This window comes from Agrobacterium sp. SUL3, from assembly GCF_001263295.1.
In the GTDB taxonomy this organism is placed as follows: Bacteria; Pseudomonadota; Alphaproteobacteria; order Rhizobiales; family Rhizobiaceae; genus Agrobacterium; species Agrobacterium tomkonis.
On the sequence record NZ_KQ414503.1, the window covers coordinates 284664 to 305875 of the forward strand.

Consider the following 21212-nt stretch of genomic DNA (forward strand, 5'->3'; position numbering starts at 1 on the left):
CTCTTGAGCATCGTTGAAACGAACAGCCGGGCGAGGCAGGGCAAACGCCGTGCCAACGCCCGTGTGAAGGCCGTTCTCGGCTTCGCCGTCACCGTCATCACCACCTTTCTGGGGTTGATGGCGGTCACATTTTTCATTGGCCGCGTCGTGCCGATCGATCCCGCGCTGGCGATCGTCGGCGACCGTGCGCCTGCGCATGTGGTCGAGCGGGTGCGTGAGCAGCTCGGCCTCAACCTGCCGCTCTGGCAGCAGTTCTTCCTTTATCTGAAGCAGGCGCTTTCGGGAGACTTCGGCATCTCCGTCCTCACCACCAATCCTGTCATGGAGGACATCAAGCGGGTGTTTCCGGCGACGATTGAGCTGGCCACGATCGGCACCATCATCGGTGCCGTCTTCGGCATACCGCTAGGCGTCCTTGCCGCCGTCAAGCGCGGCAGCTTTGCCGACCAGGTCGTGCGCGTCATCGGCCTCATCGGTTATTCCGTGCCGATCTTCTGGCTCGGCCTTCTGGCGCTGCTGGTGTTTTACGCCCGGCTGCAATGGGTTGCCTATCCCGGCCGCATGGATATCGTCTATGAATTCACCTTCACGCCGGTCACGGGCTTTTTCCTGATCGACGCGATCTGGCAGCGGCAATGGGACGTGTTGTGGGATCTCTTCCGCCACATCATCCTGCCCGCTTCTCTGCTCGGTTATTTTTCGCTGGCCTATATCAGCCGCATGACGCGCTCCTTCATGCTGAATGAGCTCGCCCAGGAATATATCGTTGCGGCCCGCGCCAAGGGGCTTTCGGAAACCCGCATCATCTGGTTCCACGCGCTGCGCAACGCCGCCGTGCCGCTGGTCACGGTGATTGCGCTGTCCTATGCCGGCCTGCTGGAAGGTTCGGTGCTGACCGAAACCATCTTCGCCTGGCCGGGGCTCGGCCTCTACATCACCAATTCCCTGCAGAATGCGGATATGAATGCCGTTCTCGGCGGCACGATCGTGATCGGCGCCATCTTTGTCGGCATCAATCTCTTCTCCGATCTGCTTTACCGGACGCTCGATCCAAGGACGCGCAGCCGATGACGATTTCGACTGACACACTGAAACCTTACAGCCGCGAATGGCTGCTCTCCGACCGGCCGGCCTCGCGCAAACAGGCGCGCCTTGGCCGGGCCTATGTCATCTGGCGGCGCTTTTCGGAAAACCGGCTGGCGCTGCTCGGCCTCGGCATCATTGTTGCGCTGCTGTTCGTCGCGCTGTTTGCCAATGTGCTGGCGCCACACAATCCGGTGCAGGGCGATCTGCGCAATGCCCGGCTTCTGCCTCCGGGGACGGGAGGTTACCTGCTCGGCACGGATGATCAGGGGCGCGATATTCTCTCGCGTCTCATTCATGGCTCCCGGCTGACCCTCTTCGTCGTGCTGCTGGTGGCCATCATCGCGGCACCCATCGGGCTCATCGTCGGCACCGTCTCGGGCTATGCCGGTGGCTGGGTCGATGCCGTTCTGATGCGCATCACGGATATCTTCCTTGCCTTTCCGAAGCTGGTTCTGGCGCTGGCGCTGGTGGCCGCACTTGGGCCGGGCATTGAAAACGCCGTGCTCGCCATCGCGGTCACCTCATGGCCGCCCTATGCGCGCATCGCACGCGCCGAGACCATGACCTTCCGCAACTCAGATTTCATCGCCGCGGTGAAGCTCATGGGGGCCTCGCCCTTCCGCATCGTCCTGAAACACGTCATGCCGCTTTGCATGTCGTCGCTCATCGTGCGTGTCACGCTCGACATGGCGGGCATCATCCTCACCGCCGCCGGTCTCGGTTTTCTCGGCCTTGGTGCGCAGCCGCCTCTGCCGGAATGGGGCGCGATGATCGCTTCCGGACGCCGTTTCATTCTCGATCAATGGTGGGTTGCCGCCATGCCGGGTATTGCGATCCTGATCGTCAGCCTTGGTTTCAACCTTCTGGGCGATGGCCTGCGTGATGCGCTGGACCCCAAGGAGGCGAACCAATGAGCGCACCGCTTCTGACTGTCGAGAACCTGCGCGTTTCCTTCCCCACCCGCACCGGGTTGGTGGAGGCGGTGCGTGGTGTCTCGTTCACGCTGGGACGCGAACGCCTCGGCATTGTCGGCGAATCCGGCTCCGGCAAGTCGCAGACCGGCCGCGCCATCATGGGGCTGACCCCGAAAAGTGCGCGCATCGAGGCCGATGCCCTGCGCTTCGGGGATATCGATCTTCTCAACGCTTCGGCGAAGGAAAGGCGACTCATGCGCGGCAAGCGCATGGCCATGATCCTGCAGGACCCGAAATATTCGCTGAACCCTGTCATGACAATCGGCCGCCAGATCATGGAAACGCTGCGCACCCATGAAAATATCGGCTCCAGCGAGGCGCGCCAGCGCACGCTCGCCATGCTGGAAGCGGTGCAGATCCGCGATCCCGAGCGCGTCTTCGATCTTTACCCGCACGAGGTTTCAGGCGGCATGGGCCAACGTGTCATGATTGCCATGATGCTGGTCTGCGGCCCGGAGCTTCTGATCGCCGACGAACCCACTTCGGCGCTCGACGTGACGGTCCAACTGGAAGTGCTCGACATTCTCGACAAGCTGGTACGGGATCGCGGCATGGGGCTGATCTTCGTCAGCCACGATCTGCGCCTCGTCTCCTCTTTCTGCGACCGCGTTCTGGTCATGTATGCCGGCAAGGTGGTGGAAGAGCTTGCTTCCGCCAATCTGAAAGAGGCGAAGCACCCCTATACGCAGGGCCTGCTGAACTGCCTGCCGGAAATTGGCGGCCACCGGCATCCGCTGCCGGTTCTGGAACGCAAGCCGGAGTGGCGCGCATGAGTTCAGTTCTTTCCGTTCGCGACATGGTGGTGGATTTCGACGGTTACATCGCGCTCGACAGCGTCAGCATTGATGTGGCCGAGGGTGAATCCTTCGGCATCGTCGGCGAATCCGGTTCCGGCAAGTCGACATTGCTGCGCGCCATTGCCGGTCTCAACCATTTCGATGAAGGCTCCTTGATGGTGGCCGGGCGCTCCTATTCCGGCAAGCACCGCGACAAGAGCTTTTATAGCGATGTGCAGATGGTGTTTCAGGATCCCTATGGCTCGCTGCATCCGCGCCAGACGGTGGATGCGCTGCTGCTCGAACCGCTGGTCATCCACGGTCTCGACAATCGCGAGCAGCGTATCGCCCGTGCGCTTGACGAGGTGGGCCTTGGTTCCGGTTTCCGCTTCCGGTATTCGCACCAGCTTTCCGGCGGCCAGCGGCAGCGCATCGCCATCGCGCGTGCGCTGATCGTCGAGCCGAAAATCCTGCTGCTGGATGAGCCGACCTCGGCGCTCGACGCCTCCATTCAGGCGGAAATCCTCAACCTGCTGGAACAGGCCCGCAAAGACCGTAACCTGACCTTCGTCATGGTTAGCCACGATCTCGGCGTCATCAGCCATATGTGCGATCGTCTGGCGGTGATGAAGAGCGGCAAGGTGGTGGAAATGCTGGAGGCGGAGGCGCTGGAAAGCCGCGAATTCAGTGCGGATTATACAAGGCAGCTGCTTGTGGCGAGCGAGGGCTTCAAGCGCGCGTGATGGCGCGAGGATGCCTCCTTTTTCTTCTCCCCGAGGGGGAGAAGATGCCCCGAAGGGGCAGATCAGGGGACAAGCTCTCCGTATATCTCTGCCGTCGCCCCCTCATCCCGCTGCCGCGGACTTCTCCCCCTCGGGGAGAAGAAACAAGCGGTGAGCTTTGCTTTCACGAGCGATCTTCCTGGGTGAGGTATTTTCTCGCGACGCTGCGATGATATGGTGAGCCCCCACACCTGCCCACCCGAACAAGGTATCCACCTCATGCAACTGCGCGCATTGATGTATTTCGACGAGCTGGTCCGCACCAATTCCATGCGCGCAGCTGCGGAAAACCTGAATGTCGCGCCGACAGCGGTGAGCCGCCAGATCGAGAACCTCGAATATTATTTCGGCTCACCGCTGGTGGAGCGCTCCAGCCGTGGCGTGAAACTGACGGCGGCAGGCGAACTGCTCGCCGCCCGCGCCGGCAAGACGCTGCGCGAGCTGGACCATGTGCATCAGCTGATCGATGACCTAAAGGGGCTGCAACGCGGCCGGGTCACGGTCTATGCCAATGGCGCAACCGTGGCCAATCTTCTTGCGCCGGTGCTGGCGCAGTTCAGCCTCAAATATCCGAAACTGCGTTTCGAGGTGCATATCACCAGCGCCCGGCAGGCTATGGAGGCGCTGGGCGCGGCGGAGGCCGATCTGGTGGTCAGCCTGTTCGCGCCAAAGGTTTCCGGCGTAAAAGTGCGCTCGCGCACCCGTATCAGCTATGATGTCATCTTTCCGGCCGGCCATGCGCTCGCGGCCCAGCCGGAAGTCTCGTTGAAGGAGCTGGCCAGCCTGCCGCTCGCCCTGCCGGACAAGAGTTTTGCCGCGCGTCAGGCCTTCGACACGCTGTTTGCCGATGCGGGCATCGAACTCGATCCCGTCTTCATCACCAGCTCGCTGGAAATGCTGAAGGAGCTGGTGCTGGGCCACGCCGCCGCCACGCTGCTGCCGGCGCTTTCGGTCGCGCGTGAAATCCGCAGTGGCCAGATGGTCGCCATACCCCTTGCCGGCAAGAAGGGCATCCACACCCAGATCGATCTCTGTGTTGCTCCTGACCGGCAATTGTCCTTCGCCGCTTCCAAGCTTGCTGATTTCATCGAGCGCTTCATGCGCGAGGCGACGGCGGGGTAAGCGGGCAGTCCCATGTCTCTGTCCGAGAGGTTGATTTCCATCCGCATTTCCGTGTAGCCATTTCAGCTACACGGAGCACACAAAAATCGAGATTGTGTGTGCGCCTGCAACATGACACTCTTTTTGCAACGGGTGGTCTTTGGAAGGGCAAAAATGCCCCGGCCGCCAGACAGGGGACAATGATGCCACGCACTTATCTTTCGCAGGCGGCAACGCTTTCGCGCCGCGCCGCGCTCTGCCTCGCACTGGGCACGGCTCTCTCTCTGCCGCTTTCGGCAACGGTTGCCGAAGCCGCGTCGAAAACCGCGCTGACGCTTGGCATGGCCGTCGAGCCGGCCGGTCTCGATCCGACCATTGCCGCCCCCGTCGCCATCGGTCAGGTCACCTGGCAGAATGTCTTCGAAGGTCTGGTGAAGATCGACAGCGAAGGCAAGGTGAAGCCGCAGCTTGCCGAAAGCTGGGAAATTGCGCCTGATGGCAAGACCTATACGTTCAAGCTGCGCAAGGGCGTGACCTTCCATGATGGTGAGGCTTTCGATTCCTCTATCGCCAAATTTTCGCTGGATCGGGCGCGGGGTGAAAGCTCGGTCAATCCGCAGAAACGCTTCTTCGCCGCCATCGACAGTATCGAGACGCCGGATGCCGCAACGCTGGTGCTGAAGCTGAAGCAGCCGGCCGGCAGCCTTCTCTATTGGCTCGGCTGGCCTGCCTCCGTGATGGTGGCGCCGAAAAGCGCGGAGAATAACCGCACCACACCCGTCGGCACCGGCCCGTTCAAATTTGCGAGCTGGGCCAAGGGTGACAGGGTGGAGTTGCAGAAGAACGACGCCTATTGGGACAAGGCGGTCGCGGTGAAGCTGGAGAAGGCAACCTTCCGTTTTGTGTCCGACCCGCAGGCGCAGGCCGCCGCGCTGAAATCCGGCGATATCGATGCTTTCCCGGAATTCGGCGCGCCGGAACTGATGACCTCCTTCGATGGCGATGCGCGTCTCGGCACCTTCGTCGGCAATACCGAGTTGAAGGTCGTGGCCGGCATGAACAATGCCCGCAAGCCCTTTGACGACAAGCGCGTGCGCCAGGCGCTGATGATGGCGGTGGATCGCGGCACTGTCATTGAAGGCGCCTGGTCCGGCTTCGGCACGGCCATTGGCAGCCATTACACTCCGAATGACCGCGGCTATATCGACACCACCGGCGTGCATCCTTTCGATATCGACAAGTCGAAGGCGCTGCTTGCCGAGGCAGGCTATCCGGATGGGTTCAGCTTCACCATCAAGGCGCCGCAGATGGCCTATTCCCAGCGCACCTCGCAGATACTGCAGGCCATGTTTGCCGAAATCGGCGTGACGATGACCATCGAAACCACCGAATTCCCGGCAAAATGGGTGGCGGATGTCTTGAAAGGCGCGGATTACGACATGACCATCATTGCCCATGCCGAGCCGATGGATATCGATATCTATGCGCGTGACCCCTATTACTTCAATTACAAGAACCCGGCCTTCAACGAGGTCGTGGCGAATGTCGAAAAGACGGCGGATGCCGGCGAGCAGGAAAAGCTCTATGGCGAAGCCCAGAAAATCCTCGCCGACGACGTGCCGGCACTGTTCCTTTTCGTGATGCCGAAGCTTGGCGTGTGGGACAAGAAGGTGAAGGGGCTTTGGGAAAACGAGCCCATTCCCTCGAATGTGCTGACGGATGTGCATTGGGAAGAGTGACGTTTGTCGACACCCGTTTCCTCCGTCATGCCGGACTTGATCCGGCATCCAGCCAGCCCAAGTCCTTGGGCTGAAAGGGCTCTCTCCGCCGCGCAGACGCGCGTCGGCTGGATTCCGGCTCAGGGCCGGAATGACGGGAGAGAGATAACTGGACCTTCGACCGCAGGTGAAACAAAGCAAGGAGAAGATGCCAGATGTTAGCCGTCCTCATCCGGCGTCTTTTAAGCCTCGTCATCACCCTGTTTGCCGTTTCCCTCATCATCTATCTCGTCATGGGGCTCTTGCCGGGTGACCCTGCGGCCATCATGCTCGGCACTTCGGCGAGCCCCGATACGCTGGCCGCCCTGCAGAAGCAGATGGGCCTCGATCAGCCGCTGCCGCTGCGTTATCTCCACTGGCTTGCGGGCGTCTTCCGGGGCGATCTCGGGCAATCCTATACCTATGGCGTGCCGGTAGCTGGGCTGATCCTCGAGCGGCTGGCCGTCACCCTGCCGCTTGCGCTGCTGGCGGTCTGCCTTTCGGTCGCTATTGCCATTCCGCTTGGTGTGGCGGCTGCGAGAAGCCGCAACGGGCCGGTCGATTTCGCAGCCGGGCTGTTTTCACATGTCGGCATTGCCGTGCCCGGTTTCTGGGTCGGGCTGCTGCTCATGATCGTCTTTTCCACCACGCTCGGCTGGATGCCGGCTGGCGGCTTTCCCGGCTGGACGCCTAGCTTTCTGGCAGGTTTCACCGCTCTGGTCCTTCCGGCAATCGCCCTTGCGTTGTCGCAGGCCGGTGTCCTTACCCGCGTCTGTCGCTCGGCGGTACTGGAAGTGATGAACGAGGATTTCGTGCGCACCGCCCGCGCCAAGGGCTTGAGCGAGCGGGTGGCGCTGTGGCGGCATGCGGTGCCGAATGCGATGATCCCCGTCGTCACCATGATCGGCCTGCAATTCACCTTCCTCATTGCCGGTGCGGTACTGGTGGAAAATGTCTTCAACCTGCCGGGTCTCGGGCGGCTTGCCTATCAGGCACTGACCCAGCGGGATATCGTCGTCATGCAGTCCGTCGTGCTGTTCTTCTCGGCGCTCGTCATCACCATGAATTTCGTGGTCGATATCGCCTATCTCTTCATCGATCCGAGACTGCGGACAGGTGCGCGATGATGCGATTGCTCCGCCGCCGCCCCGCCTTTGCCGTCGGCATCGCCGTCACGGTCTTTCTGGTCGCCATTGCCCTGCTGTCGCTGGTCTGGACGCCGGTGTCCCCCACAAAGATGCAGATCGTCCAGAAGCTGAAATCGCCCTTCGTGTATGGCGGTCTCGGCACGGATCATTTCGGCCGCGACGTGTTGTCCATGCTGATGGCCGGTGCGTGGAATTCGCTGTCCACCTCCATCGCCGCCGTCGCCATCGGTGCATTTATCGGCACGACCATCGGCGTTGCGGTTGCGGCGCTGCGCGGTTTCACCGAAACCGTGGTCATGCGCATCTGCGACATCATCTTCGCCGTGCCGCCAATCTTGTCGGCCATGATGCTTGGCGCCTTCATCGGCACGGGCCGTTTTACCGCCATCATCGCCATCGCCACCTTCATGGTGCCGGTGTTTGCCCGGCTGACACTGGGGGCGGCGTTGCAGATATGGTCGCGGGAATATGTCACCGCCGCCACCAGCATCGGCCAGAACCGCGCCAGGATAACGCTCTTTCATGTCGTGCCGAATATTTCCAACCAGATCATCGTGCAGGTGACGATCCAGCTCGGTCTTGCGATATTGACGGAAGCGGGCCTTTCCTTCCTCGGTCTCGGCATGCCGCCGCCCGCCGCCACCTGGGGGCGGATGCTCGCGGACGCCCAGACCTATCTGGGTGTGGCGCCCTGGCTCGCCATCATGCCCGGCCTTGCGATCGCGCTCGCCGTCTTCGGCCTCAATCTTCTCGGCGATGGCCTGCGCGACCTGCTGGACCCGCGCGATACCAGCTGACCGTTTCAAGCCGATATCGCCCTTATTTCCTGTTTTTCTGACGAGACGATGCCATGACCGATCTCATAGACCTCAACACGCTCGAAATCCTGGCGCTTTACCGGGACAGGAAGCTTTCGCCATCGGAATATTGGCAGGTGGTGGAGGCGCGTATCGATGCTTTCGAGCCTGTCGTGAACGCGCTTTACGCTTACGATCCGGAGGATGCACGCAGGCAGGCGCTGGCCTCGACGCAGCGCTGGCAGAAGGGTGAAACGCTCGGCGCCCTCGATGGCATTCCGGTCTCGCTGAAGGAACTGATCGCCACCAAAGGCCATCCCGTTCCGCTTGGCACGAGGGCGGTGGACCTGGTGCCTGCGGTTGAGGACGCGCCGGTGGCCGCCCGCTGCCGTGAGGATGGCGCAATCCTTTACGCCAAGACCACCTGCCCGGATTACGGCATGTTATCATCAGGCCTTTCCAGCTTCCATAAGCTCAGCCGCAACCCTTGGAACCCCACCCAGAACCCCGGCGGCTCCAGCGCCGGTGCGGCCTCGGCCGGGGCTGCGGGGTACGGCACGCTGCATATCGGCACGGATATTGGCGGCTCGGTGCGGTTGCCGGCGGGGTGGACCGGCCTGTTCGGTTTCAAGCCGAGCCAGGGCCGTATCCCGGTCGATCCCTATTATACCGGCCGCTGCGCCGGGCCGATGACCCGCACCGTCCTCGACGCCGCCTATGCGATGGCGACACTTTCTCGGCCCGACTGGCGGGACGGCACTGCGTTGCCGCCGAACAGCATCGACTGGATGGATCTCGATATCGATGTGAAGGGCCTGAAGATCGGCCTGATGCTGGATGCGGGCTGCGGCCTGCCGCTGGAGGATGAGGTGCGCGACGCCGTGCTCTCCGCCGCCAGGCTGTTCGAGGCGGCGGGCGCGATCGTGATACCCGTCGAGCCGGTGCTGACGCGGGAAATGCTGGATGGGCTGGACGATTTCTGGCGGGCGAAATTCTGGGGCGATATGGCGGCGCTGAGCGTGGATCGCCGCGCGGCGATCCTTCCCTATATTCACGCATGGGCACAGAAGGGGGCGGAGGTCTCCGGCGCGCGTGCGGTTTTCGGCTTCAACCAGACCATGGAAATGCGTAAGACCTGTGGGCGCTTGATGCAGTCCGTCGATGCGGTGATTTCACCCGTCAATCCCATCGTGTCCTATCCGGCCGACTGGGCCTCGCCCACCAATGATCCCGAACTTCCCTTCGAACATATAGCCTTCACGGTGCCGTGGAACATGTCGGAGCAGCCGGCATCCTCGATCAATTGCGGTTTCTCCAAATCAGGGATGCCCATCGGCTTGCAGATCGTCGGGCCGCGTTACGAGGATTTGTTCGTGCTGAAGCTTTCAAAAGCCTTCGAGAACTGGGGTGGCGGTGTGCGGCGCTGGCCGGAGCCGCCGCAGGCCCGCTGATCCCACCTTTATCGGGCTTGTAGTATTGCCATAATACCCGCATCGCGATCCCGCCTGTTAGGGTGCCCAAAGGCATTCAAGAACGGGAGGAGCACGCATGCCGAAGAAGATATTGATGATTACCGGCGATTTCGCCGAGGACTATGAGACCATGGTGCCGTTCCAGACCTTGGCTGCGGTCGGTCACGCGGTCCATGCCGTCTGCCCCGGCAAGAAGGCGGGCCAGACCATCGCTACCGCGATCCATGATTTCGAGGGCGACCAGACCTATTCGGAAAAACGCGGCCATAATTTCGCGCTCAACGCCACCTTCGCCGATATCAGGGTTGCGGATTACGATGCGCTGGTCATTCCGGGCGGCCGCGCGCCGGAATATCTGCGGCTGAATGCGGATGTGCTGGCGGCGGTGAAACATTTCTTCGAAGCGGACAAGCCGGTGGCCGCCGTCTGCCACGGCGCGCAATTGCTGGCGGCAGCCGGTGTTCTGAAAGGCCGCACCTGCTCGGCCTATCCGGCCTGCCGTCCCGAGGTCGAGCTTGCCGGCGGCACCTATGCCGATATCGCCATCGATGCGGCCGTTACCGACGGCAAGCTGGTGACGGCGCCCGCATGGCCGGCTCATCCGGCATGGCTTTCGCAATTCATGGCGGTGCTCGGCAAATAAGCTGTGGCGAACGGGGCTTTTGCAGGCCCCGTTTTCCGCTTATCTTTCAGGCGTGGTGAGGGAGGAGACCATGTGCAAGCTTTTCATCAAGGCAGACCCTGTGCTCTGGGAAAGCCATACAAGGTCGCTCAGGATCGATGGCATGGTCACGAGTGTGCGGCTTGAAAATTTCTTCTGGACAACGCTGGATGAGATCGCGCGCCGCGATGGCATGAACAGCGTGCAGCTCATCGCCAAGCTTTATAATGAATCGATCGATGCCGGGCACGATCTCGGCAATTTCACCTCGTTCCTGCGGGTCTGCTGCGGCCGTTATCTCGCGCTTCAGCTTTCCGGTGATATTCCGGCGCGCAGCGATATTCCGATTGCCGCGCTGGATGCGGAAAAGGTGAATTACCACTAGGGAACGTTCGTTTTTTTATGTGCCGGGGCATCCCCTTAACCTCATTCCTGTGCTTGTCACAGGAATCCAGCCGACGCGCGTCTGCGCGGCAGAGAGACTCGTTTCAGCCCAAGGACTTGGGCTGGCTGGATCCCTGTGACAAGCACAGGGATGAGGGATGGGGAGCGCTCAGCTCTTCAGCGCCCTTGGATCGAGCGCATCGCGCACGGCGTCACCGATGTAATTCACACTCAGAACGGTCAGTGAAATCGCCAGCCCCGGCCACAGCACGCGCGAGGGTGTCAGTTGCAGGAAGTTGGCGCCGTCGAACAGCAGCCGCCCCCAGGTCGGGAAATCGGAGGGGAAGCCGAGGCCGAGGAAGGAGAGTGCGGATTCCGTGATGATGGCCGAGGCGATGCCGAGCGTGGCCGAGACCATGATCGAGCTCAACACATTCGGCAATATATGCCTCAGAATGATGCGGTATTCGCGCATGCCGCTCGATTTCGCCGCCATGATGAATTCCTGGCTTTTGATCGTCAGCACATCGCCGCGCACGATACGGGCGGTATGCATCCAGCTGGTTATGCCGATCACGAAGACGATGAGGATGAAGATGCCGGTTTCCGGCCCGAAGGCCGCACGCAGCGTATCGCGGAACAGCATCAGGATGACGAGCAGCAGCGGCAAAAGCGGCAGGGCCAGGAACAGGTCGGTCAGCCGCATCAGCGGACCGTCCAGATTTCGGAAATAGCCTGACAGCACTCCCACCAGCGTACCGAGAAACAGCGCCAGCAGCATGGCGGTGATGCCGACGGCAAGCGAGATGCGCCCGCCGGCCAGAACCTGCGCCAGCATGTCCTTGCCGAGATTATCGGTGCCGAAGGGATGCGCCCATGATGGCCACTGGTTGCGTTCCCTCACATTGATGGCGTTGGGTGCGACGGTGTGGATATAGGGCCCGACATAGACCGCCAGCAGGATGAAGATGAAGACGAAGAGGCCCGCCACACCGCCCTTGTGAACGCGGAACTGCTTCCAGATATCGGCAAGGGCGGATTGCGTGGGGGTGGCCGCAACCGTTGGCGCTGCGATGGTGGCGTCAGTCATAGCGGATCCTCGGGTCGAGAATGCCGTACAGCACGTCGGCAATCAGGTTGAAGAGCACGATAAGCACCGCGAAAATGAAGGTCAGAGTCTGCACCAGCGGAATATCCGCGCCCTGAACGGCTGTTATCAGCAATTGGCCAAGCCCGTTTACGCGGAAAATCTGCTCGGTGATGATGGCGCCTGAAAAGATCGTCGGCACGCCGAGCGCAATCACGGTCACGACCGGAATAAGGCTGTTGCGCAGCACGTGGACGAGCAGAACGGATTTTTCCTTCACGCCCTTGGCACGGGCGGTGCGCACATAATCCTGATGCAGATTGTCGAGCATGGAGGCGCGCACGAAGCGGCTGATCTGCGAGACGTTATAAAGTGTCAGCACCAGAACCGGCAGGAACATCTGCTTGATCTGCGCGACGAAACTTCCCCAGTCGGTCACCTGCAGATTGGTGTCATAGACGGAAGGGAACCATTGCAGGTAGGAGCTGAAGATGACGACCAGCAGCACGCCGGTGAAGAAGGTCGGCACCGAATAGCCGACCATCGAAACGAAGGTGCCGATCTGGTCGAAGATCGAATATTGCTTATAGGCGGAAATGACGCCGATCGGGATCGCCAGCAGCGCCCCGAACAGATAGGCGAGGCCCACCACCCACAGCGTCTGCGGCATGCGCTGGATGACGAGATCGACCACCGGGCTGCGTGTCGCCCAGGACAGCACACGCATGCGGTTGCCATCGCCGATCTGCCAGCCGGTCAGTTTTTCGAAAAGGTTCAACGGTTCGTTGATGAAGAACTGCTGCAACCAGAGCAGGTAGCGGATGAGAAACGGCTGGTCGAGGCCGAGCGAGGCGCGGATCTGCTCACGCACTTCGGGCGGAATGGTCAGCGGCAGGTCGCCAGTGGGGTCGTTGGGCGCGAGATCGAGCAGGGCGAAAATGACGAAGCTGATGACGAGCAACGTCGGTACGGCAAAGGCAAGCCGCCGGAGCGTAAAGGCAAACATCTGAAACTCTCCAGACTCAGAGCGCGGCAGGACGAAAATTGAGAGCATCTTCGCCGTGACGCTGGAAATGTGTCTTCAGATCATGGTCCAGGGGCATGCAAAAGGCCGGCCCCCTTGTCGGGGAGCCGGCGCATCTGCGTGTTACTTCTTGCGGGACCAGTCCGCGACGTTCCAGAGTTCCGAATCCCAGGCGTTCATGCGAACGCCTTCCAGCGTCAACGAATGCGAGGACACGTTGCCGCGATGAATGAGCGGAATATGCGCACCTTCCTCCGTCAGCATGTCGTTCAGCTGCTTGGCGATTTCCCCGCGCTTGGCAAAGTCCGTCGTTTTGGAAAGCACGTTCACCAGCTTGTCGAATTCCGGGTTGCAATAACGCGGAACATTCTGTCCCTGCCAGCCATTGGCGGGGGTGGGAATCTTGTCGCACAGCCATTCCGCCAGATATTTTTCCGGGTCCGTGCCGTCGAAGTTGTTGGTATACATTTCGACGTCGGCATAAAATTTCTGGAAGGTATCGGGGCTTGCCGGGTCGCCGCCGAAGAACACCGAGGCGCTGACATTGCGCAGCTCGGAAGCAACGCCGATCTGCGACCACATGTCCTTCACCAGTTCCTGCGCCGCCTGGCGAACGGAGTTGGTTGAGGTCTGGTAGAGGAAGGACAGCTTCACGCCGTTCTTGGCGCGGATGCCGTCGGATCCCTTCACCCAGCCGGCATCATCCAACAGCTTGTTTGCACCTTCGACATCCTGTTTCAGGCACCAGCTGTCATTCTTGGTGGAAGCGACGGCTTCCGGGGCCGGCACGATGTTGCAGGTCGGCTTGCCGGCTTCGCCATAGCCCGTCTCATCGATGATGTCGCGGTCGATCGCAAGCGACAGCGCCCGGCGCACAGCCGGATCGGAAAGGGCCGGATGCGGGCCGCCCTCCTTGGTGGAGCGCTTGTCACCCAGCGCAGGGTCGGCATTGTACCAGTTGAGATTAATGCGCTCGACCTGGGTGCCGAAGGCGGTTTCCAGCTTGCCTTTGCCGGCGGCCACCATGGTGGCCAGAATTTCCGGCTCCACCTGCATGTTCCAGGCGTAATCGAATTCGCCCGTTTCAAGAACGGCACGCGCAGCGGAAGCCGCATCACCGCCGCCCTTCAGGGTTACCGTTGCGAAAGCGGGCTTGGCCGGATCGCGATAATTGGTATTGGCGACGAAGCTGATGACGTCGTTCGGCTTGAAATCCTTGACCACGAAGGGGCCGGTGCCGATGGGGCCGAAATTGGCGGATGTGCAGCCAGGGGCGGCGGCCCCGACGCATTTCTCAAACTGCTTCTTCTGGATGACGGGGGATTGTGCGCCGACGAAGGCGGAATAGGGGTAGGGTTTCTGTTCGGTGAAGCTGACCTTGACGGTATGGGCGTCGACGGCCTCGACATTCTTCACGCCCTCATATTGAGCCGCCTGCGCGCAGCCGCCATCCGGCGCGGTGCAATATTTCCAGGTGAAGATGACGTCATCGGCGGTCAGCGGCGTGCCATCCGACCATTTTACGTCGCTCTTCAGCTTCCAGGTCATGCTGAGCAGATCCTTCGCGACGCCGCCATTGTCGACCGTCGGGATTTCGCTCACCAGCATCGGCACCAGCTCGCCCTTTTCGTCGTAGCGCGCCAGCGGCTCGATCACCATGGACGAGCTGTAGACTTCCTTGGTGCCAGCGGAAAGATAGGGATTGAGGGTCGATACGGCCTGCCAGAACAGGATTTTCAGTTCGCCGTCACTGCCGCGCTCGGCATGGGCGGCAGAGCCTGCCAAGGCCATGGCCGCCACCGTGCTGGCAAAGAGAACGCTGCGCTTCTTCATTGTGGTTTTCCCCTTTTTAGATTTTATCTATTTGAATGTTTGACGCTTTTCCCGTCGTCATGTGCAAGGTCTATTTTTATAAGTATTTGACTTTGCTAAGGAATATTCCTCCATTCCCGATGATGCTATTGTCAGTTTTTTTGAAAAGCAAGCCCCAAACTTTTATTGATGAACAAAATTTGAGCCATTCGCCTCTTGGCCTATTTTTCGCCCATGCAGCAAAATTCAGACTTGCAAAAGTAGAAATTCCAAACGCAATATGGTTCCCGACAACCCGGCGGGGAACAAAAAAAGGGAAAAAGAGAATGCCGATATTGAACCGTGTGGCCGAAATGCAGGAAGACGTTGCCGGCTGGAGACGCCATCTGCATGAACACCCGGAGCTGCTTTACGATGTCTACGAAACATCGAAGTTCGTGGCCGAAAAACTGACATCCTTCGGCTGCGACGTGGTCGAGACCGGCATCGGCAAGACCGGCGTGGTCGGCATCATCAAGGGGCGCCACGGCGACGGCCCGACCATCGGTTTCCGTTCCGACATGGACGCGCTGCCGATCCTCGAGACCAGCGGCAAGCCTTGGGCTTCGAAAATCCCTGGCAAGGCCCATTCCTGCGGCCATGACGGGCATACCGCCATGCTTCTGGGTGCTGCACAATATCTGGCCGAAACCCGCAATTTCAAGGGTTCCGTCGCGGTCATCTTCCAGCCGGCGGAAGAGGGCGGGGCAGGGGCGCTTGCCATGCTGAACGACGGCATGATGGAAAAATTCGGCATTTCGCAGGTCTATGGCATGCATAATGAGCCGGGCATTCCCGTCGGCCAATTCGCCATCCGCAAGGGATCGACCATGGCGGCGGCGGATAGTTTCGAAATCATCATCACCGGCAAGGGCAGCCATGCGGCCGCACCGCATCTTTCCATCGATCCGGTTCTAACCTCTGCTCATATCATCATCGCCCTGCAATCCATCGTCTCGCGGGAGACGGACCCGCTGAAATCGCTCGTCGTCACCGTCGCCACCACCCATGGCGGCACCGCCGTCAATGTCATTCCCGGTGCGGTGACGCTGACGGGGACGGTGCGCACCTTGCTTCCGGAAACCCGCGATTTCGCCGAAAAGCGCCTGAAGGAAGTGGCGACCGCCACGGCCATGGCGCATGGCGCCACCGTGGAGGTGAAATATCATCGCGGTTATCCCGTCACCTTCAACCACAATGACGAAACCGAATTCGCGACCGGCGTGGCGATGGGTGTGGCCGGTGCCAACGCCGTCAACACCAATCCCAACCCGCATATGGGGGCGGAGGATTTCTCCTATATGCTCGAAGCGCGCCCCGGTGCCTTCATCTTCATCGGCAATGGCGATACCGCCGGGCTGCACAATGCGGCCTATGATTTCAACGACGATGCGCTGCCTTACGGCATCAGCTACTGGGTCTCGATGGCCGAAAAGGCACTTGCTGCGTAAGACATCCGGCGGCCCGCGTGGCCGCCTTCTGCTTTTCAGGAGATCGGCATGCTTTTGGCGGCAACATCCATGGAACAGACCGGCGGTTCAGTCAGCCCGGGTTTATCGGTTCAGAATCTCACTACGTCCTTCCGCGTCGATGGCAGCTGGAAATCCGTGGTGCGCAATATGAGTTTCGAGATCGCGCCGCGCGAGACGGTGGCGATCGTCGGCGAGAGCGGCTCGGGCAAAAGCGTCACCTCGCTCTCCATCATGCGGCTCCTCGATAAAAAAACGAGCCAGATCGAGGGCAGCGTCATGCTCGGTGGGCGCAATCTCCTGGCGCTGCCGGAAGAGGAGATGCGCAAGGTTCGCGGAAAAGACATTTCGATGATCTTCCAGGAGCCGATGACCAGCCTCAATCCGATCTTCCCGATCGGCAAGCAGATCGCTGAAGCGCTGACCGTGCATCAGGATATTTCTTCATCGGCCGCCAAGGCCGAGGTAATACGCCTGCTGGAAAAGGTCCGTATTCCCAATGCGAAAAACCGTTTCGACGATTATCCGCACCAGTTTTCCGGCGGCATGCGCCAGCGCGTAATGATCGCCATGGCGCTCGCCTCCAAACCGAAGCTGCTGATCGCCGACGAGCCGACAACGGCGCTCGACGTGACCATTCAGGGCCAGATTCTCGACCTCATCAAGACGTTGCAGGAAGAGGAGGGCATGTCCGTCCTGTTCATCACCCATGATATGGGCGTGGTGGCGGAAGTCTCGGACCGCACCATCGTCATGTTCCGCGGCGATGTGGTGGAAACCGGCAGCACCGACGACATCTTCCATCGTGGCCGCCATCCTTACACGCGCGCTTTGCTTTCAGCCGTGCCGAAGCTCGGCTCAATGAAGGAGCGGGTGCTGCCGGCCCGTTTCCCGATCATCGATATCAAGACCGGCGAAAGCCAGCCTGTCGCGGAGGTGAAGGACACGGTTTCCGGCGGCCGCACGCCCATTCTCTCGGTCAAGGATCTGACGACCCGCTTCGATATCCGCTCCGGCCTTTTCGGTCGCAAATCCGGCGCCGTGCATGCGGTGGAAAAGGTTTCCTTCGATCTCGCCGAGGGTGAGACCCTGTCTCTCGTGGGCGAATCGGGTTGCGGCAAGTCCACCACGGGCCGCTCCATCACCCGGCTGATCGAGCCTACCTCCGGGAATGTGACGCTCGATGGTTACGAGGTGCTGAAACTCGACAAGACGACGCTGCGCACCATGCGCCGCAGCGTGCAGATGATCTTCCAGGACCCCTTCGCCTCGCTCGATCCGCGCATGAGCATCGGCACGGCGATCATGGAACCCTTTATCGAGCACCGGCTCGGGCCCAAGCCGCAGGCGCGCGAAAAGGCGGCCGATCTTCTGGAAAAGGTGGGCTTGAGCCCGGATATGATGCGGCGCTTCCCGCATGAATTTTCCGGCGGCCAGCGCCAGCGTATCGCCATTGCCCGCTCGCTGATGCTCGACCCCAAGGTGATTGTCGCCGATGAGGCGGTGTCTGCGCTCGATGTGTCCATCAAGGCGCAGGTCTGCAACCTGCTGCTCGATCTGCAACAGAGCCTCAATCTGGCCTTCCTGTTCATCTCGCATGATATGGCGGTGGTGGAACGCGTCAGCCATCGTGTGGCGGTGATGTATCTCGGCGAGATCGTCGAGATCGGCCCGCGTGCGGCGGTTTTCGACAATCCGCAGCACCCCTATACGAAAAAACTGATGTCTGCCGTTCCTGTGCCCGACCCGGCACGGCGGCAGATCAGGCGCAACATGGCGACGGACGAAATCAAAAGCCCGATCCGGCCGGTGAATTATATTCCGCCGCAGCGCCATTACCGCGAGGTTTCCGCAGGGCATCTGGTGCAGGAAGCGGCGTGATTGAACAGTGTCGGCTTCGGGCTGAGGGCTGGTAATGGATCGAGTGGTCACCCCTTGTTTCTTCTCCCCGCCGGGGAGAAGGTCGCGGCAGCGGGATGAGGGGGGACGGTGGAGATAGACCGAGAGCTTGCCCCCTCATCCGACCCTTCGGGCCACCTTCTCCCCCTCGGGGAGAAGAAGCGCGCCTCATTGTTGTGCCAATGCATTTTTCAGTCCGCCGCACGCTCCCTCCCGCATCCCGCCGTTTGACAGCCGACGCAAAAAAATGCCAGCAAATGCGCAAGCATAATTCCTAGAGGGCAGCGGCATGGTCAGACGAAACGACGCACATGGACGGCTGGACGATGCGGCCCGCGCCGGCTGGCTTTATTATGTCGCCGGCCGCACGCAGGATGAAATCGCCGCCGCTATGGGCATTTCCCGGCAATCGGCGCAGCGGCTGGTGTCGTTGGCCGTCGCCGAACGGCTGATCAAGGTGCGGCTCGATCACCCCATCGCCGCCTGTCTCGAAAAAGCCGAGCGGCTCAAGGAAAAATTCGAGCTCAAGTATATCGAGGTGGTGCCAAGCGATCCAGCCGGCGTCTCCTCCACTGTCGGCATTGCCGAGGCCGGGGCGGCGGAGATCGAGCGCTGGCTGAAAAACGCCGATCCCATCGTGCTCGCCATCGGCACCGGCCGCACGCTGAAGGCGGCCGTGGACCAGCTTCCGCCGATGGAGTGCCCCCAGCACCGCATCGTGTCGCTGACAGGCAATATCGGGCCGGATGGCTCGGCTGCCTATTACAACGTCATCTTCAGCATGGCCGACGCCATCAAGGCGCGGCATTTTCCGATGCCGCTGCCGGTTCTGTGCTCCTCTGCGGAAGAGCGGGAACTGCTGCATGACCAGTCCATGGTGCGCTCTACCCTGGCGTTGGGGTCCGCCGCCAACGTCACCTTTGTCGGCGTCGGCGAACTCGGTGAAAACGCACCGCTCTGCGTCGATGGTTTCCTCGGTGTCGATGAGATGAAGGCGCTGATGGTAAGCGGGGCGGTCGGTGAGATTTGCGGCTGGATGTATGATGCCAATGGCCGCATTCTCGAGCACTCCGTCAATGAGCGCGTCGCCTCCGTTCCCATCCCGTCCAGAGACACCTGCACGGTCATCGGCATGGCTCAGGGTGCGCGCAAGAGCGCCTCGATTCTGGCGGCGCTGAGGGGCGGTCTCTTGAACGGCCTCATCACCGACGAAGCAACAAGTGAATATTTGCTCACGCATTGAGCAAAAATTAATTCAACAAAATCAGATGTTTGATTTTTCCATGTGCGCCGCAGCACAGGATGTCGCTTGACTTTTTTGCTCATGAGGTGAGTAAATGCCCCAGAGCAAAGCGAATGCTCATCATTTTTCTTCTGGGAGGAAGATATGACATTGAAGACCATTTTGCTGGGCGCATGCTCGGCACTCGCCCTTTCGACCCTTGCTTCCGCCGAAACGCTGACCATCGCCACCGTCAACAACGGCGATATGATCCGCATGCAGGGGCTGACCTCCGACTTCACGGCAAAGAACCCCGACATCAAGGTCGAATGGGTCACGCTTGAGGAAAACGTCCTGCGCGAGCGCGTGACGACCGATATCGCCACCAATGGCGGTCAATATGACATCATGACCATCGGTAACTATGAAGTGCCGATCTGGGCCAAGCAGGGCTGGCTGCTGCCGCTCGAAAAGCTTGGCGACAAATACGACATGGATGACCTTCTGCCGGCCATCCGCGGCGGCCTCTCCAGCGAAGGCAAGCTTTATGCTGCGCCCTTCTATGGCGAATCCGCCATGATCATGTATCGCAAGGACCTGTTTGAAAAAGCTGGCCTGAAGATGCCGGATAGCCCGACCTGGGAATTCATCGGCGACGCCGCCCGCAAGATCACCGACCGCAAGGCTGATATCAACGGCATCTGCCTGCGCGGCAAGGCTGGCTGGGGCGAAAACATGGCCTTCATCAGCGCGCTCACCAACTCCTTCGGTGGCCGCTGGTTCGATGAGAACTGGAAACCGCAGTTCGATCAGCCGGAGTGGAAAAGCTCCCTGCAGTTCTATGTCGATCTGATGAAGGATGCCGGTCCGTCGGGCGCTTCCTCCAACGGCTTCAACGAAAACCTGACGCTGTTCCAGCAGGGCAAATGCGGCATGTGGATCGATGCCACGGTGGCTGCCTCCTTCGTGTCCAACCCGAAGGATTCGACCGTTGCGGACAAGGTCGGTTATGCGCTCTTCCCGACGCATGGCGAACTGAAGAACCATGGCAACTGGTTGTGGTCCTGGAACCTTGCCATCCCGAAGAGCTCGCAGAAGGCGGAAGCCGCCGAAAAGTTCATCTCCTGGGCAACCAGCAAGGACTACACCACGCTCGTCGCTTCCAAGGAAGGCTGGGCAAACGTGCCTCCGGGCACCCGCACCTCGCTTTACAAGAATGCCGACTATGAAAAGGCCGCCGCCTTCGCCAAGCCGACGCTTGCCGCCATGGATGCCGCCGATATCACCAAGCCGACTGTAAAGCCCGTGCCTTATACGGGTGGACAATTCGTGGCGATCCCTGAATTCCAGGCACTCGGCACCACGGTCGGTCAGCTGTTCTCGGCGGTCGTTGCCGGCCAGTCCAGCGTTGATGATGCGCTTGCAGGCGCCCAGTCGACTGCGACGCGTGAAATGACCCGCGCCGGTTACATCAAGTAATCCTCCCGAAGATCGCTGTCCGGCCTGAGTGCCGGGCAGCGAATGCTCCGGGTCGGAAAGCCGCCAGGCGGCTCTGATACCTTTCAAATCAAAACAAGAATGAGCCGGTTCTTCCGGATATGCTGGGCGCATGTCGTGACGCCTCGGCCCAAGGGGAGGTGAGTGTAATGGCAACCCGAAACACGAGCGGTCTTGCGCGGGTAATGCTTGCGCCATCGGTGCTGTTATTGCTGGTGTGGATGA

Annotated in this window: 18 protein-coding genes; 15 read left to right on the forward strand and 3 right to left on the reverse strand. The window is 60.7% G+C overall.

What is annotated here, in order from left to right:
* Positions 1 to 3 precede the first annotated feature (3 nt).
* From AKG12_RS14075 to AKG12_RS14125, 11 genes are all read left to right on the forward strand, one after another.
* On the forward strand, positions 4 to 1071 hold the full coding sequence (locus AKG12_RS14075) for an ABC transporter permease (protein ID WP_003499026.1): 1068 nt from the start codon (positions 4 to 6) through the stop codon (positions 1069 to 1071).
* Positions 1068 to 2000, forward strand: a complete 933-nt coding sequence (locus AKG12_RS14080) for an ABC transporter permease (protein WP_052819276.1) — start codon at positions 1068 to 1070, stop codon at positions 1998 to 2000. The genes AKG12_RS14075 and AKG12_RS14080 overlap by 4 nt, the downstream gene beginning before the upstream one ends.
* Complete coding sequence (locus tag AKG12_RS14085) at positions 1997 to 2833, forward strand: ABC transporter ATP-binding protein (protein WP_052819277.1); 837 nt, start codon at positions 1997 to 1999, stop codon at positions 2831 to 2833. Before AKG12_RS14080 ends, AKG12_RS14085 begins: the two co-directional genes overlap by 4 nt.
* Positions 2830 to 3579 carry an ABC transporter ATP-binding protein gene (locus AKG12_RS14090; protein WP_052819278.1) on the forward strand — a complete coding sequence of 250 codons (750 nt, stop codon included), beginning with the start codon at positions 2830 to 2832 and terminating at the stop codon, positions 3577 to 3579. Before AKG12_RS14085 ends, AKG12_RS14090 begins: the two co-directional genes overlap by 4 nt.
* Positions 3580 to 3837: 258 nt before the next feature.
* The gene (locus AKG12_RS14095) at positions 3838 to 4740 is read left to right on the forward strand and encodes a LysR family transcriptional regulator (protein WP_046800906.1); all 903 of its coding nucleotides are present in this window, start codon (positions 3838 to 3840) and stop codon (positions 4738 to 4740) included.
* 182 nt (positions 4741 to 4922) lie between these two features.
* Positions 4923 to 6458, forward strand: a complete 1536-nt coding sequence (locus AKG12_RS14100; protein ID WP_082178860.1) for an ABC transporter substrate-binding protein — start codon at positions 4923 to 4925, stop codon at positions 6456 to 6458.
* A 194-nt stretch (positions 6459 to 6652) separates the two neighbouring features.
* The gene (locus AKG12_RS14105; RefSeq protein ID WP_052819280.1) at positions 6653 to 7603 is read left to right on the forward strand and encodes an ABC transporter permease; all 951 of its coding nucleotides are present in this window, start codon (positions 6653 to 6655) and stop codon (positions 7601 to 7603) included.
* Complete coding sequence (locus AKG12_RS14110; RefSeq protein ID WP_052819281.1) at positions 7600 to 8421, forward strand: ABC transporter permease; 822 nt, start codon at positions 7600 to 7602, stop codon at positions 8419 to 8421. Before AKG12_RS14105 ends, AKG12_RS14110 begins: the two co-directional genes overlap by 4 nt.
* Before the next feature lie 53 nt (positions 8422 to 8474).
* The gene (locus tag AKG12_RS14115) at positions 8475 to 9872 is read left to right on the forward strand and encodes an amidase (RefSeq protein ID WP_052819282.1); all 1398 of its coding nucleotides are present in this window, start codon (positions 8475 to 8477) and stop codon (positions 9870 to 9872) included.
* A gap of 97 nt (positions 9873 to 9969) precedes the next feature.
* Positions 9970 to 10536 carry a DJ-1/PfpI family protein gene (locus tag AKG12_RS14120; protein WP_052819283.1) on the forward strand — a complete coding sequence of 189 codons (567 nt, stop codon included), beginning with the start codon at positions 9970 to 9972 and terminating at the stop codon, positions 10534 to 10536.
* 70 nt (positions 10537 to 10606) lie between these two features.
* Positions 10607 to 10939, forward strand: a complete 333-nt coding sequence (locus AKG12_RS14125) for a ribbon-helix-helix domain-containing protein (protein ID WP_052819284.1) — start codon at positions 10607 to 10609, stop codon at positions 10937 to 10939.
* 168 nt (positions 10940 to 11107) lie between these two features.
* Here the strand turns inward: AKG12_RS14125 and AKG12_RS14130 are convergent, their stop codons facing one another.
* The 3 genes from AKG12_RS14130 to AKG12_RS14140 all read right to left on the reverse strand — a co-directional run bounded on the left by AKG12_RS14130 (position 11108) and on the right by AKG12_RS14140 (position 14882).
* Complete coding sequence (locus tag AKG12_RS14130) at positions 11108 to 12028, reverse strand: ABC transporter permease (protein ID WP_046800899.1); 921 nt, start codon at positions 12026 to 12028, stop codon at positions 11108 to 11110.
* On the reverse strand, positions 12021 to 13031 hold the full coding sequence (locus AKG12_RS14135; RefSeq protein ID WP_052819285.1) for an ABC transporter permease: 1011 nt from the start codon (positions 13029 to 13031) through the stop codon (positions 12021 to 12023). The genes AKG12_RS14130 and AKG12_RS14135 overlap by 8 nt, the downstream gene beginning before the upstream one ends.
* A 141-nt stretch (positions 13032 to 13172) precedes the next feature.
* Positions 13173 to 14882 carry a peptide ABC transporter substrate-binding protein gene (locus AKG12_RS14140; RefSeq protein WP_052819286.1) on the reverse strand — a complete coding sequence of 570 codons (1710 nt, stop codon included), beginning with the start codon at positions 14880 to 14882 and terminating at the stop codon, positions 13173 to 13175.
* Positions 14883 to 15187: 305 nt separating this feature from the next.
* Here AKG12_RS14140 and AKG12_RS14145 point away from each other — a divergent pair, with 305 nt between their 5' ends.
* From AKG12_RS14145 to AKG12_RS14160, 4 genes are all read left to right on the forward strand, one after another.
* Positions 15188 to 16351 (forward strand): M20 aminoacylase family protein, encoded by a 1164-nt coding sequence (locus AKG12_RS14145; protein ID WP_052819287.1) that lies wholly within the window; start codon positions 15188 to 15190, stop codon positions 16349 to 16351.
* 48 nt (positions 16352 to 16399) lie between these two features.
* Positions 16400 to 18250, forward strand: coding sequence for an ABC transporter ATP-binding protein (locus AKG12_RS14150; RefSeq protein WP_052819288.1), 1851 nt, complete (start codon positions 16400 to 16402; stop codon positions 18248 to 18250).
* Between the two features lie 307 nt (positions 18251 to 18557).
* Complete coding sequence (locus tag AKG12_RS14155; RefSeq protein ID WP_052819289.1) at positions 18558 to 19511, forward strand: sugar-binding transcriptional regulator; 954 nt, start codon at positions 18558 to 18560, stop codon at positions 19509 to 19511.
* A 144-nt stretch (positions 19512 to 19655) separates the two neighbouring features.
* Entirely contained in the window at positions 19656 to 20969 is a 1314-nt protein-coding gene (locus AKG12_RS14160) for an ABC transporter substrate-binding protein (protein ID WP_052819290.1), read from the forward strand.
* Positions 20970 to 21212 lie beyond the last annotated feature (243 nt).

Coding starts and splice junctions, on each gene's coding strand:
- AKG12_RS14105 (WP_052819280.1), top strand. CDS start 6,653: ATGTTAGCCGTCCTCATCCGGCGTCTTTTAAGCCTCGTCATCACCCTG.
- AKG12_RS14085 (WP_052819277.1), top strand. CDS start 1,997: ATGAGCGCACCGCTTCTGACTGTCGAGAACCTGCGCGTTTCCTTCCCC.
- AKG12_RS14110 (WP_052819281.1), top strand. CDS start 7,600: ATGATGCGATTGCTCCGCCGCCGCCCCGCCTTTGCCGTCGGCATCGCC.
- AKG12_RS14090 (WP_052819278.1), top strand. CDS start 2,830: ATGAGTTCAGTTCTTTCCGTTCGCGACATGGTGGTGGATTTCGACGGT.
- AKG12_RS14095 (WP_046800906.1), top strand. CDS start 3,838: ATGCAACTGCGCGCATTGATGTATTTCGACGAGCTGGTCCGCACCAAT.
- AKG12_RS14080 (WP_052819276.1), top strand. CDS start 1,068: ATGACGATTTCGACTGACACACTGAAACCTTACAGCCGCGAATGGCTG.
- AKG12_RS14145 (WP_052819287.1), top strand. CDS start 15,188: ATGCCGATATTGAACCGTGTGGCCGAAATGCAGGAAGACGTTGCCGGC.
- AKG12_RS14120 (WP_052819283.1), top strand. CDS start 9,970: ATGCCGAAGAAGATATTGATGATTACCGGCGATTTCGCCGAGGACTAT.
- AKG12_RS14160 (WP_052819290.1), top strand. CDS start 19,656: ATGACATTGAAGACCATTTTGCTGGGCGCATGCTCGGCACTCGCCCTT.
- AKG12_RS14150 (WP_052819288.1), top strand. CDS start 16,400: ATGCTTTTGGCGGCAACATCCATGGAACAGACCGGCGGTTCAGTCAGC.
- AKG12_RS14125 (WP_052819284.1), top strand. CDS start 10,607: ATGTGCAAGCTTTTCATCAAGGCAGACCCTGTGCTCTGGGAAAGCCAT.
- AKG12_RS14155 (WP_052819289.1), top strand. CDS start 18,558: ATGGTCAGACGAAACGACGCACATGGACGGCTGGACGATGCGGCCCGC.
- AKG12_RS14135 (WP_052819285.1), bottom strand. CDS start 13,031: ATGTTTGCCTTTACGCTCCGGCGGCTTGCCTTTGCCGTACCGACGTTG.
- AKG12_RS14140 (WP_052819286.1), bottom strand. CDS start 14,882: ATGAAGAAGCGCAGCGTTCTCTTTGCCAGCACGGTGGCGGCCATGGCC.
- AKG12_RS14115 (WP_052819282.1), top strand. CDS start 8,475: ATGACCGATCTCATAGACCTCAACACGCTCGAAATCCTGGCGCTTTAC.
- AKG12_RS14130 (WP_046800899.1), bottom strand. CDS start 12,028: ATGACTGACGCCACCATCGCAGCGCCAACGGTTGCGGCCACCCCCACG.
- AKG12_RS14100 (WP_082178860.1), top strand. CDS start 4,923: ATGCCACGCACTTATCTTTCGCAGGCGGCAACGCTTTCGCGCCGCGCC.